This is a genomic window from Amycolatopsis echigonensis, assembly GCF_014174495.1.
In the GTDB taxonomy this organism is placed as follows: domain Bacteria; phylum Actinomycetota; class Actinomycetes; order Mycobacteriales; family Pseudonocardiaceae; genus Amycolatopsis; species Amycolatopsis echigonensis.
Map to the genome: position 1 here is coordinate 173,616 of NZ_JACJHR010000004.1, position 11,917 is coordinate 185,532.

General features: G+C 68.6%; 12 protein-coding genes. 8 read left to right on the plus strand and 4 right to left on the minus strand.

What is annotated here, in order from left to right:
• Position 1 precedes the first annotated feature (1 nt).
• On the minus strand, positions 2–781 hold the full coding sequence (locus H5411_RS04785; RefSeq protein WP_134662665.1) for an enoyl-CoA hydratase: 780 nt from the start codon (positions 779–781) through the stop codon (positions 2–4).
• Positions 782–784: 3 nt separating this feature from the next.
• Complete coding sequence (locus H5411_RS04790) at positions 785–1,588, minus strand: enoyl-CoA hydratase/isomerase family protein (protein WP_183123022.1); 804 nt, start codon at positions 1,586–1,588, stop codon at positions 785–787.
• Positions 1,589–1,766: 178 nt separating this feature from the next.
• On the opposite strand from H5411_RS04790, the gene H5411_RS04795 reads away from it, so the two are divergent.
• Genes H5411_RS04795 through proC form a run of 3 tightly spaced genes read left to right on the plus strand, consistent with a single transcriptional unit; the run spans position 1,767 to position 5,071 of the window.
• The gene (locus H5411_RS04795) at positions 1,767–2,507 is read left to right on the plus strand and encodes an SDR family NAD(P)-dependent oxidoreductase (RefSeq protein WP_134662663.1); all 741 of its coding nucleotides are present in this window, start codon (positions 1,767–1,769) and stop codon (positions 2,505–2,507) included.
• 23 nt (positions 2,508–2,530) lie between these two features.
• Positions 2,531–4,186 (plus strand): AMP-binding protein, encoded by a 1,656-nt coding sequence (locus tag H5411_RS04800; protein ID WP_134736075.1) that lies wholly within the window; start codon positions 2,531–2,533, stop codon positions 4,184–4,186.
• Positions 4,187–4,237: 51 nt separating this feature from the next.
• Positions 4,238–5,071, plus strand: a complete 834-nt coding sequence (gene proC / locus H5411_RS04805; protein WP_134662661.1) for a pyrroline-5-carboxylate reductase — start codon at positions 4,238–4,240, stop codon at positions 5,069–5,071.
• Here proC and H5411_RS04810 read toward each other — a convergent pair.
• The gene (locus H5411_RS04810; RefSeq protein ID WP_205669875.1) at positions 5,068–5,718 is read right to left on the minus strand and encodes a TetR/AcrR family transcriptional regulator; all 651 of its coding nucleotides are present in this window, start codon (positions 5,716–5,718) and stop codon (positions 5,068–5,070) included. The two genes, proC and H5411_RS04810, sit on opposite strands and share 4 nt — an antisense overlap.
• A 187-nt stretch (positions 5,719–5,905) precedes the next feature.
• The gene (locus H5411_RS04815; protein WP_134662659.1) at positions 5,906–6,415 is read right to left on the minus strand and encodes a hypothetical protein; all 510 of its coding nucleotides are present in this window, start codon (positions 6,413–6,415) and stop codon (positions 5,906–5,908) included.
• 528 nt (positions 6,416–6,943) lie between these two features.
• Here H5411_RS04815 and H5411_RS04820 point away from each other — a divergent pair.
• From H5411_RS04820 to H5411_RS04840, 5 genes are all read left to right on the plus strand, one after another.
• A complete protein-coding gene (locus H5411_RS04820; RefSeq protein WP_240690602.1) occupies positions 6,944–7,603 on the plus strand; it encodes a sigma-70 RNA polymerase sigma factor region 4 domain-containing protein in 660 nt (219 codons plus the stop codon).
• A gap of 149 nt (positions 7,604–7,752) precedes the next feature.
• Positions 7,753–8,646, plus strand: coding sequence for a conjugal transfer protein (locus tag H5411_RS04825; protein WP_312877636.1), 894 nt, complete (start codon positions 7,753–7,755; stop codon positions 8,644–8,646).
• A 14-nt stretch (positions 8,647–8,660) separates the two neighbouring features.
• Positions 8,661–8,891: a hypothetical protein gene (locus tag H5411_RS04830; protein WP_240690600.1), complete on the plus strand. Its 231-nt coding sequence runs from the start codon at positions 8,661–8,663 to the stop codon at positions 8,889–8,891.
• 2 nt (positions 8,892–8,893) lie between these two features.
• Complete coding sequence (locus H5411_RS04835; RefSeq protein ID WP_240690599.1) at positions 8,894–9,301, plus strand: hypothetical protein; 408 nt, start codon at positions 8,894–8,896, stop codon at positions 9,299–9,301.
• A 32-nt stretch (positions 9,302–9,333) separates the two neighbouring features.
• The gene (locus H5411_RS04840) at positions 9,334–11,907 is read left to right on the plus strand and encodes an ATP-binding protein (protein ID WP_134662656.1); all 2,574 of its coding nucleotides are present in this window, start codon (positions 9,334–9,336) and stop codon (positions 11,905–11,907) included.
• Positions 11,908–11,917 lie beyond the last annotated feature (10 nt).

Below are 11,917 nucleotides of genomic sequence, written 5' to 3' on the forward strand. Positions count from 1 at the left end.
CTCAGGCGTGGTGGAAGTTCGGCGGCCGTTTGCCGATGAACGCGGCCATGCCTTCCGCGCGGTCGCGGGTGGCGAAGGCGGAGTGGAAGGCGCGGCGTTCGAAGAGCACGCCTTCGGAAAGCGGGGTCTCGAAGGCCCGGTTGACGGCTTCCTTGGCCATCATCGCGGCCGGCGCGGACATCGAGGCGATCGCGGCCGCGGTCGCGAGGGCTTCGTCGATCAGGGCGTCGGCGGGCACGATCCGGGATACCAGTCCGGCTCGGTCCGCTTCCTCCGCGCCCATGGTGCGGCCGGTGAGGATCAGGTCCATGGCCTTCGCCTTGCCGATCGCGCGGGTCAGCCGCTGCGAGCCGCCCATGCCGGGGATGACGCCGAGCGTGATCTCCGGCTGGCCGAACTTCGCGGTGTCCGCGGCGATCAGCAGATCGCACATCATCGCGAGTTCGCAGCCGCCGCCGAGCGCGTGCCCGGCGACCGCGGCGATCGTCGGCGTGCGGATCCGCGCCAGCGTTTCCCACTGGGCGAACAGGTTGTCCCGGTAGACGTCGCTGAACTCCAGCGTCGCCATTTCCTTGATGTCGGCTCCGGCGGCGAACGCCCGCGCCGAGCCGGCGAGCACGATGGCTCCGACATCGGGCGCGCGGTCGAGTTCGCCGGCTGCGGTGGTCAGTTCGCGCATGACCTGCTGATTCAGCGCGTTCAGAGCTTTCGGCCGGTTCAGCGTGATCAGCGCGACCCGCTCGGCCGGGCGCTCGAGAAGAATCGTCTCGTAGCCGTCCATGGTTCAGGCGCTCGCGGACGGGAACCGGGGCGCGCGCTTCTCGCGCAGGGCGGTGTAGCCCTCGACGACGTCCGGGCCGAGGAAGGTCAGCATTTCGTACGCGGCCGACTGGTCGAAGGTCGGCCCGGCGGACCGCAGCCAGTTGTTGAGCGACTTCTTCGTCAGCCGGATCGCGTGCTGCGCGCCGGTCGCGAGGGTGTCGGCGACCCGCAGCGCCTCGTCCAGAACCTGTTCGCGCGGAAGGGCCTTCGCGACCAGTCCGGTGCGTTCCGCTTCCGCGCCGGTGATCATCTCGCCGGTCAGCAGGTAGTAGCGGGCCTTCGCCATCCCGGTCAGCAACGGCCAGATGATGGCGGCGTGGTCGCCCGCCGCGACGCCGAGTTTCACGTGCCCGTCGCCGATTTTCGCGTCCTCGGCCGCGATGGCCACGTCGGCCAGCAGGGCGGCGACCGTGCCTGCGCCCACCGCGACGCCGTTGATCGCCGAGACGATCGGCTTCTCGCAGTTGATGATGTTGTAGACGAGGTCGCTCATTTCCTTGAGCATGTGCGAAACCCGGTCGTAGTCGCCGGCCATGCGCTCGACCATCGCGAGGTCCCCGCCCGCCGAGAACGCCTTGCCCGCTCCGGTGATGACGACGACGCGGGTTTCCGGGTCCGCGTCGACGTCGGTCCACACGCGCGCGAGTTCCGTGTGCATCTGCTCGTCGGCCGCGTTGTACTTCTCCGGCTGGTTCAGCGTGATCAGCAGGACTCCGTTGCCGCGCCGGGTGAAGGTCAGCTGTTCGTAGCCGTCGAACCTGGTCATCGTCGCTCCTCGTCTCCGTCGGGCCGGGACGGTTTCGAGCCCCGGCGCGGGCCAACCATAACCCCGATTAGTCGACTGTGTCGAATGAAGTTCGACTCATGGGTTGAAAAAACGAGCCGACGGTCGTTAGGCTCGGCGAGCCGCGGACCGGAGGTGTCCGCTGACGGAGGAGGCAGGCGTGAAACTCGACGACAAGGTGGCCCTGGTGACCGGGGCCGCGTCCGGGATCGGGCGCGCGATCGCGGTCGCGCTGGCCGGTGCGGGCGCGACGGTCGCGGCGGTCGACCGCAACGGGGAAGGACTCGCGGAAACCACCCGGCTGATCGGCGTGCGGGCCACCGCGCACAAGGCGGATCTCGGCGATGCCGCCGCGATCCTGGGGTTGCGCGACGAGGTCGTCAGCACGCACGGCGTGCCGGACGTGATCGTGAACGCGGCGGGGTTCGACAGGGTGGAGCCGTTCATGAAGAACGACGACGCGCTGTGGGAGTCGCTGGTCGCGGTGAACTTCCTCGGCCCGGTGCGGCTGACCCACGCGCTGCTCGAGCCGATCATCGCGCAGGAACGCGCGGCGAAGATCGTCAACATCGCCAGCGACGCGGGCCGGGTCGGCAGCCTGGGGGAGACCGTCTACGCCGGGACCAAGGGCGGCGTCATCGCGTTCACGAAGTCCTTGGCCCGGGAGGTCGCGCGGCACCGGATCAACGTCAACTGCGTGTGCCCCGGCCCGACCGACACTCCGCTGTTCGCGACGCTGCCGGAAAAGGTGCGCGAAGGACTCGTGCGCGCGATTCCGTTCCGCCGCCTGGGCACGCCAGAGGAGGTCGCCGACGCGGTGCTGTTCTTCGCGTCGGACTACGCCGGATTCGTCACCGGCCAGGTCCTGAGCGTCAGCGGCGGCCTGACGATGGCCGGCTGAACACTTCCCGAGGAGACGAACCCGTGAGTTCACTGTTGAGCTACGCGTCCGGCACGGCGGAGCTTCCGCTGCTGGGAGACACGATCGGCGCGGACTTCGACCGCGCCGCGGCGTGTTTCGGCGACCGGGAAGCCTTGGTCGACCGGCCTTCCGGACGCCGGTGGACCTACCGCGACCTGGCCGTCGACGTCGACCGCGTCGCCGCGGGCCTGCTGGAGAAGGGAATCCGCCGAGGCGACCGGGTCGGCATCTGGGCGCCGAGTTCGCCTGAGTGGCTCCTCGTCCAGTACGCGACGGCGAAGATCGGCGCGATCCTCGTCCCGGTCAATCCCGGGTACCGCGCGGACGAACTGCGCTTCGTCCTGCGCAACGCAGGCGTCCGCCTGGTCGTCTCCGCCGAGAGGTTCAAGACCTCCGACTACCGCGCCATGCTCGACGAGGTACTGCCGCAAGTACCCGCAGCGGATGACGTGCTCTACGTGGAAACCGGCGATTGGCAGCAGTTGCTCGACGCCGGAAGCCGTGCGCTGGCGGAGGATCCGGATCTGGTCTCGCGGCTGCAGGACGAGTTGTCGGCCGACGACGCGATCCACATCCAGTACACCAGCGGCACCACCGGCGCTCCGAAAGGCGCGACCCTGTCCCATCATTCGGTGCTCAACAACGGCGCCTCCATCGGCGAGGTGCTCGGGTACAGCGAACAGGACCGGGTGTGCGTGCCCGTGCCGTTCTACCACTGCTTCGGCATGGTGATCGGAAACCTCGGGGCCACCGCGCACGGCGCCGCGATCGTGATCCCGGCCCGCTCCTTCGACGCGCGCTCCACTCTGGAGGCATTGTCCGCGGAATCGTGCACCGTGGTGATGGGCGTGCCGACGATGTTCATCGCCCAGCTCGCGGACCCCGGGTTCGACGAATTCGACCTGAGCGCGCTGAGGGCGGTCCTGCTGGGCGGCTCGCCGTGCCCGGTCGAACTGATGAAGAACACCATGGCGCGCATGGGCGTCGAGGAAATCTCGGTCTGCTACGGGATGACCGAGACCGCACCGGTTTCGATGCTCACCCGACGCGACGACAGCGTCGAAAAACGGGTCGCCACGGTCGGCCGGGTGCTCCCGCACCTGGAAGTCAAGATCGCCGACCAGGAGACCGGGCGTCCGGTGCCGCGCGGGACCGCCGGCGAATTCTGCACTCGGGGCTACTCGGTGATGAAGGGGTACTGGAACGACCCGGACCACACGGCCGCCGTGCTCGATGCCGACGGGTGGATGCACTCGGGCGACCTCGGCGTGATGGACGACGAGGGGTACGTCGCGATCACCGGCCGGATCAAAGACATGGTGATCCGCGGCGGCGAGAACATCTATCCGCGCGAAATCGAGGAATTCCTCCACACCCACCCCGGCATCGAGGACGCACAAGTCATCGGCGTGCCGGACGCGCGGATGGGCGAGGAGCTGATGGTGTGGATCAAGATGCGCCCCGGCCACGAACCGCTCGACGCGCGGGCGCTCCGGGCGTTCTGCAGCGGTCGGCTCGCGCACTTCAAGATCCCGCGATACGTCCATGTCGTGAACGATTTCCCGATGACGGTCACCGGGAAGATCCGGAAAGTCGAGATGCGCGCACTGTCGCTGCCGTTGCTCGACGCGAGCGAGGAATCTCAGCCCACCGGCTGAGACTTGAACGGTCGCGGCTCTCGCGAGCTGTTGTGCTGGTGGAGGTTCGGTATGGTGCGGGACAGGAAGATCGCCCTGCTGGGGGTGGGACAGCTCGGCGAAGCGCTGCTCGCCGGGTTGCTCGCCGCGGGCAGGCGACCGCAGGACCTCACAGCGGTCGTGCGCAGCCCTGATCGTGCTGCGGAGTTGACCGAGAGATACGGCGTCCGGGTCGCCGACGCGGCACGCGCGGCGGCGTCGGCCCAGATCGTGGTGATCGCGGTGAAGCCGCCGGACGTGGCGGAGATTCTTCAAACCATCGGCGGTGAGCTGAAACCCGACGCGACGGTGGTGTCGCTGTGCGCGGGAGTGCCGACCGCCTGGCTGGAGGCGCAGCTGCCCGCCGGCGCCGCAGTGGTTCGCGCCATGCCGAACACGCCGATGGCGATCGGCGAGGCGATCAGCGCCATCTCTCCCGGCCGGTACGCCGCCGACGCACGACTGGCCGAGGTCGAATGCCTGCTCGCGCCGGTCGGCAAGGTGGTGCGTGTCGCGGAGGAACAACAGGACGCCGTCACTGCCTTGTCCGGGTCCGGACCCGCCTACTTCCATTACCTGGTCGAGGCGATGATCGACGCGGGGGTTCTGCTCGGCTTGCCGCGAGCGGCGTCCCGGCAGCTGGCGGTGCAGTCGATGCTGGGCAGCGCCGAACTTCTCCGTGCGCGCCGCGATCATCCCGCGCTGGCGCGGGACCAGGTCACGTCACCGGGCGGTGCGACCACCCGCGCGGTCCAGGAACTGGACCGGCATCGGGTGCGTGCCTCGTTCATGGCCGCGATCGAGGCCGCCAGCGATCGCTCGAGGACACTCGGCTCGCGCTACGCGGTCCCCGGTCCGGATGCCTAGGCGGCTTGCTTCAGGCTGAGCATCCGCGACGCGGTCTCCACGACCGCCTCCCGGAGTTCCTCCTTCTTCTCCGCCGGGAACGACGGGCGAATCCACAACGAGGACTGGTTGAGCACGCCGTGCAGGCAGTGCAACGCCACGTCCGCGTCCGGGCAGTCGAACTCCCCGGCCGCCAGACCGGCCTCGACCACGCGGCGGAAGATCGCGTCGTGCCGGCGGCGGCTGTCCTTGATGATCTCGTCGAACGCGTCCGGCCACGCTTTCGGCCACGAGAACACCGTCGCGACTTCCGGTGCGGTGTCGGTGAGAATGCGCACCTGCTCGCGGATGAGGGTGCGGATCTGCTCCAGGAAGCTCTGGTCGCGCACGAGTTCGAGGGCGGCTTCCAGCCTGGTGTTGACGTCGACGGTCAGCGCTTCGAGCACCGCGGCGACGAGTTCGTCTTTGCCGGAGAAATAGTGGTACAACGTGGCTTTGGCGATGTCCGTCTGCTCCGCGACGTCTTCCAGGTTCATGCCTTGGTAGCCGTGCTCGGACAGCAGTTCAGTGGCGGTGCGGACGATCTCGGCCTTGCGCCGGTCCCGCCGCCGCGCGACACGGCTCGACTCCTTGCGCGCGGGCGCGGGGGTGGTCGCTGGCTCAGCCACTGGACGCCTCTTTCTCGTCGGGATCGGCCTGGGTCGGCCGGACTGCTTCGCCATCGTAGCGCGAATCGACCCATCGGACTGTTCCCCGACTGAAGCGACGAATTTTGCGAGGGAGCTTCGGCGGAGAAGCACGGGCGTGAAGTATCGGCGGTGGAGCAACTCGCGGTGCGAGGATTTCGCACCGCAGTCAGCGATCGAGCGCCTGTTTGCCGATCGGCTCGGTCAGGGGCAGCTCACTTGCCTGCGGCCCTTGGCAGTGGCGGAAGCTCGTTCTGACACCGATTAGCCGTCGGGCGCGAGCGTGAGCAGTTCGTGCACCACCGCGTCCAGCACGGTGTCTTGTCGTTGCGCCGCCACGCCGCTCGCACATCCACCTGGCCTCCTGTGCATCCAGTGGCACGAAATACGACGTGCGGGTCCGTGAAGTTGCGGCGACAGATTCCGGCGTCAGACCGCTGACCTGCGCGTGCTGCTCGGCCAGTTCCGCGGCCTGATCGGCGCCGCCGTGCCAGTCCGGCGCGCCCTTGCTCGCCATGATCTGCTTGACCAGTTCCGACTGGGGCACGGCCTGCTCGCCGAGGTTGCCCTCGAACAGATCGCCGAACCATCCGCCGGCGTCGCTGGCCCGGTCTCCGACCCGCTCGACGGCGTGCCCGACGGCTTTCGCCGCGTCGCCCAGGACATCGAAGATCGACATCACGAACCGCTTTGTGCTTCAGATTCGTCATCACCCGCTGGGCGGCGACGTTCGCGACGTAGCAGGGTCGACGGTGCCCTTCTTCGCGGAGCTGAGGCCGATGGAGACGTCCCACGGTCCGCTGGTCGTTGATCCCGATGGTGACCTGGCAGAACTAGTCAGGTGATTCGCTGCTCTGCGTGTCGTGGTCGTGTGTCGCCGCAAAGGGTGAACTCACGCTTGCTCTTAGCGCGGGGTAAGGATCGGACCCAGCAAAGGAGACGCAGTTCGTTCAGAGGGTCGGGCGAAGCAGCCACGACTTGAGGAGGAACTGCGATGAGTTCACAACATGCAGATGGAATCCGGGAAAGCCCGTTGACGGCGTTGCAGAGCCGTCTTCGTCACCCGCGCGTGATCGGGAGGTTCGACCGGGCCTTGGAGGCGTGGTCGCGGTCAGATCTCGCGTTGGTCGAGACATCGAGTCGAGACCGTCTTGCACGGGTACTGGCGACGCGAGAGTACGAGACACACGACCGGATCCTGCACGCGTTGCTCGAACGTGCCGCGGTGCCGGGCCGAGACGGAGCGACGGCGGCGGAGATCGTGCTCTCGGCGATGTTGCCCGCAGTTCCGGGGGTGACTGGCCGGGTGATCCGGGCGGTGCGGGCCTCGACCGGCGGGGGAGGTCCGCGGAGGGGCGTAACCGGCGGGGGAGCCTCGGCAGACGAGGCCAACGCTGACGTGCAGGCCACAGTGATCGGACACCTGTGGGAGCAGGTCCGGTGTTTCCCGTTGCGCCGTCGGCATCACGTGGCGGCGAATCTGGTTCGGGAAACGCAGCGGGCGGCGTTGCGCTCGTTCGGGGTGGACCATGTTCAGGCCGCGGTCGAGGTGGCGAGTGTGGACGACGACGCGTTCCGCGGCGCGTTGGCGCAGCCGGAGCGCGAGGTTGCCGCGTCAGAGGAATTGCTGTCAGTGCTGTCGTGGGCGGTGGCGCGTGGCTTGCTCGACGAGCGGGGCCAGGCGGTGCTGACGCGCCGGTTCTTCGGTGACCGGGCCGGTCGGGACGGGGTGGCCACGGATCGGCAGGTCGGCGAGGAATTGGGAGTGAGCCAGCCGACGGTGACCCGGTGGCGCAACCGGGCGATCGCTGCGCTCGCGGACGCCGCGGAGGAGTACCCGGGCGGAGTTCTGCCGTGGGCGAGTTGAACGAGGCCGCATCAAGCCGGATGGCGAGAGGCATGTCTGCGAGGCCAGTGTCCGGCGGGAGGCGGGAGAGGGCCATGGCGCATAGCGCGAAGCCCGTCGGTCGGGCCGTGCGCAAGCCGGGCGGACGACGGAATAGCGCGTTGGCAAGGGTGTTGCCGGACGCCGCGGTCGAGCCCGCACGCCGCGCGATGACCGGCAGGGCCGGACGAACGGTGGCCTGGATGGTCGTCGTGGCCAGCCCGTTGGCGACGGTAGGAGGGCTGGTCGTGTTGCGCCCCGGTGCAGCTCCGAATCCGGTGCCGGCGGCTGAGAAAGTACAGCGGGGTCCGCAGGGGTGGGCGGAGATGTATGTGCGGTCGTGGTTGTCGGCCAGCCGCGACGATTCCGCAGCCCTGGTGGCTTTCTACCCCGACGGGATGCGCTCGGAGCGAGAAGTCGGGTCGCAGATCCCGGTGGCGACCGCCACGGTCTCCACTGTCTCGCCCGAGCCGGGGGTCTGGTCGGTGGTCGTCGCGGCGAACCTGCTTACCCTGCAGCCAGACGGCACGCGTCCCGCGAAGATCACCTGTGAGCAAGTCGGTTTCGTCGGGGACGGCAGCTCGTACGCGGCGACGTCGCTGCCGACCCCAGTGACCTGCCCCGCGACGGCAGCGCAGCCCGAACTCGCCTACGGCCAGCCCGCTGATCCGGCAGGACCGGTCGGGCAATCGGTCGTCGGGTTCCTGACCGCTTATCTGGTGGGGCAGGGGCAGCTTGACCGGTATGTCAGTCCCGGGACCAGCGTCGCACCGGTGTCGCCGACGCCGTTCGTGTCGGTCCGGCTGCAGGACCTGCGGACCCACGAGACGTTCGAGCCGGGGCAGGCCGCGCGGCCGCTGGACGGGACGCAGGTCCGGGTGCTGGCGCGGGCGAAGTGTTTCGACGCGACCGGGCAGAGCACGCTCGCTGACTACCCGCTCACCCTGACCGCGCGGTCAGGCCGGTGGGAGCTGACCCGGATCGACCCGGTCCCGCTGCGGGAACCGACTCCAGGGAGGCGTTGAGGATGGGAATGCTGATGGCTGCTGATGTGAAGTCGTGGCTTGACGCGAATCTCGCGTGGGGCGGCGAGGCGGTCCGGCGGCTGATCCTGCTGGTGGCTGTCGTCGGCGGGATCGGTCTGTTGATCGGCACTCGCGGGAACTTCACGAGGGCGATCAAGTACGGGGTGATCGCGGCGGTGTTCCTCGGGATCCTGCTGAACCTGGACGCCGTGTCGGGGATGTTCGGCTCCTGGTTCACCCACTAGCCGTGCCCGCGCCGAAGCCTCGCGGCGAGACGTTGATCGGCCGGTCCTACACGCGGTCGCGGCGGTATCCGCGGATGTTCGGCCGGATGCCGGGCCGGGACGGCGGGTATCTGCCGGGCGGGCCCTACACCCTGACCCAGGGCGTGGTGTTCCTGCTTCTCCTGCTCACGGTATGGAAGTTGCCGCTGCTGGACTGGCTCGGCGCGGCGCGTTGGTGCTTGCCGTTGTCGGCGGTGTTCCTGCGTCGTGCCCGGATCGAGTCGCGGACCCCGCTCGGCTGGTTGTGCGGCTTGGTCTCGCACGTGCTGGCACCACCGTCCGGGATGCTCGGCCGTCGTTCGTACCGGCCTGCCCGTCCTGTGCGGACACAACACCGGATTCATCTCCATCTCGGTGCGCTGCAGGACTAGCCGCAGACTGCGGCGGAGACGAAGGAGCGGAGATGGAGCAGATCCTCGACCTGAGCGGGAACCTCGTTTTCTGCGCTGACGGCTCGACCTGGGCCGTATGGCGGGTGCTGCCGAGGGAGAGCGCGCGTTCGAGCGGACGGCAGCTGCGGACCTTGTACGAGCGCACAGTGACGTTCATGAAATCCCTGCGCGGCCAACCGCTGATCGTGTCGCTGTGCGAACAGGCCCAGCCGCACGCGATCGTCCGCCGCTGCCTGGCCGGGATCGACGTCGAGACGAACCCGCACTGGGCCGAAACCGTGCACAACGCCTGGGACCAACTCGACGCCCTTGACCTGCTCGGCCGGACCTACTGGATCGCGCTCCCGCTGACGGGCCACGGCTGGCGGGACACCGCCGGCGGCCTGCTGCGCGCGACCGGTGCCGCGCTGGCGGCCAGTCTCGGTCTCCCCACGAGACCAGCGACAACCGCGGCCGTAACGCAGGCCAAGGAACGGGCCCGAGCCGCGGGACAGGAACTCGGCGGAGCGCTGCCGCTGCGCCCGGCGACGGAAGCCGAACTGCTGTGGTGGCTGTGCCGCGCACCGGTTCGCGGCGTGAACGAGCCACAGCTCGAGACCAGCGAGACCGTCCACAACACGCGAGTCTCGGTCTCGCCCCAGCGGCGAACCGCTCTCGCGACATTCCCGGCGAGCGTGCTCGACGAAGGCGGTCGCACCGACCACGACGGCCGCGGCCTCCTCGCGCCGCTCGCGACCCTGAACCGCCGGTTCCTCAAATGCCTGACCCCGTCCGACGACGGCGTCCTCGCGAGCTACCAGGCCTACCTCGTCCTCGCCGAGATGCCACGCGTCTTCACCTTCCCCGGTCACGAAATCCTCGCCCGGCTGGCTGATCTCGGGTTCGGCATCGACTACGCCCTTCGGGTCACCGTGAAAACCAACGAGGAAGCCCGAGCGGCCAACCGCCGCCGCACTCGTGACCTGATGGGACAGGACGAGGAGCATGCTGCCGACAGCGCCGGCGTGCCCGCCGACGTGCATTCCGCGCAGGAGGAGATCCAGCACAAGAACGCTCGCCTAGGTGCCAGTTCCACCGAAGTCGACCTCGAGGTCGGCGTCATCGCCTGTGTTTGGGGCCAGACCGCGGACGAGTGCGACGCCGCTGCGAAAAGGCTGCGGCAAACGTTCCTCGGCGGCGAATATCGATGGGAACGCCCGCTCGGCGGACAGCGCCAGCTCTACCAAGCGATGCTGCCCGGCTACCGCACCCCGATGGTCGTGCGCGAATGCAGCCAGAGCCTCCTCGCGACCGACGCCGCCATGCTCCTGCCGTTCTCCGCCACCGACTTCGGTGATCCGACCGGCGCGCTGTTCGGGCTTGCCCTTGACGGCGGGGCACTTGCCCCGTTCCTGCTCGACCCGACCTACGGCCCGACTCACGACTCCTCCGGCGGGATCGCGGTGGTGGGGGAGCTGGGTGCTGGGAAGTCGGTGGTGCTCAAGAACGTCGCCGCAATCGTCCGGCTCATGCTCGACGGTCGCGTCATCGCCATCGACCGTACCCGCAGCCGTGAATGGGTCCCGGTCGCCGACGCCTTGCCCGGCAACACCCAGGTCGTCGACATCGTCGACCCCGCGCTCGACGGCGAACGCGCCAGCAACGCCGAACTGCGCTGCTCGTGTGACCCGCTGCGCGTGTTCCGCGGCAAGACCAGCACCGGCATCGCCGAAATCTTCTTCGCCGCCTGGCTCGACCTCGAATCCACCTCACCCGAACGAGACGCGCTCGGCCGCGGACTCGACACCGTGACCTCCACAGCCGAGGCCTCCAGCAACCGGCTTATCGACGTCCTTGCAGCGCAAGGCAAACAAGACGTTGCCGCGCGTGCGTTGGCGTCGCGATTGGACCGGCTCCGGCACGACCCGATCACCCGCACGATCTTCGACCCCGACCTCCCGCCGGTCGATCTGCACACTGCGGACTTCGTCGCGTTCTGCACCCACGAAGTCCCGCTGCCCACCACGCTGGAAATGAGCAGCGAACGCATGGCCGCCCGCATTCCGCCGCGGAAACTGTTCGGCCGAGCCTTCCACCTGCTCATCGCCGCTATTGCGAAAGAAGTCTGCTTCGGCACCACCCGATGGGGAGAGTTCATCTGCGACGAGGCTTACAACGTCACTGGCACACCGGAAGGCCAGCAGATCGCCCTGGAATTCGTCCGCGACGGCCGCAAACACGGTGCCGACGCCGCATTCGGGTCGCATGCGCCGCAAGACCTCGGCGATGACGTCCTGCGCGGTCTGATTGCCGTCCGCCTGGTCGGCCGTCACCGCGACGACAGTCTTGCGCGCCAGAGCCTGGCCTGGCTCGGCGTCGACCCGGCCGACCCGCGCTACCACGACGCTGTCACCAAGGATCTCTCGCCGCTCAATCCCGCCGGAGGGGAAACGGAGCGCAAGGCCCGTGCGGGGGAGTTCCTCGTGCGGGACCACTTTGGACGGATCGGCAAGATCAAGGTGCTTCCGCAGCCATACCGGACTTTCCCGAAGGCCGTCCTGACCACGCCCACGGTCACGCGCAGCGCGAAAACTTCGCATTCCTGAATCGGACGTG

What these genes read in the sequence shown, in the direction of transcription:
- H5411_RS04830 (WP_240690600.1), top strand. Translation starts at nt 8,661, where the DNA reads ATGGCTGCTGATGTGAAGTCGTGGCTTGACGCGAATCTCGCGTGGGGC.
- H5411_RS04785 (WP_134662665.1), bottom strand. Translation starts at nt 781, where the DNA reads ATGGACGGCTACGAGACGATTCTTCTCGAGCGCCCGGCCGAGCGGGTC.
- H5411_RS04815 (WP_134662659.1), bottom strand. Translation starts at nt 6,415, where the DNA reads ATGTCGATCTTCGATGTCCTGGGCGACGCGGCGAAAGCCGTCGGGCAC.
- H5411_RS04790 (WP_183123022.1), bottom strand. Translation starts at nt 1,588, where the DNA reads ATGACCAGGTTCGACGGCTACGAACAGCTGACCTTCACCCGGCGCGGC.
- proC (WP_134662661.1), top strand. Translation starts at nt 4,238, where the DNA reads ATGGTGCGGGACAGGAAGATCGCCCTGCTGGGGGTGGGACAGCTCGGC.
- H5411_RS04840 (WP_134662656.1), top strand. Translation starts at nt 9,334, where the DNA reads ATGGAGCAGATCCTCGACCTGAGCGGGAACCTCGTTTTCTGCGCTGAC.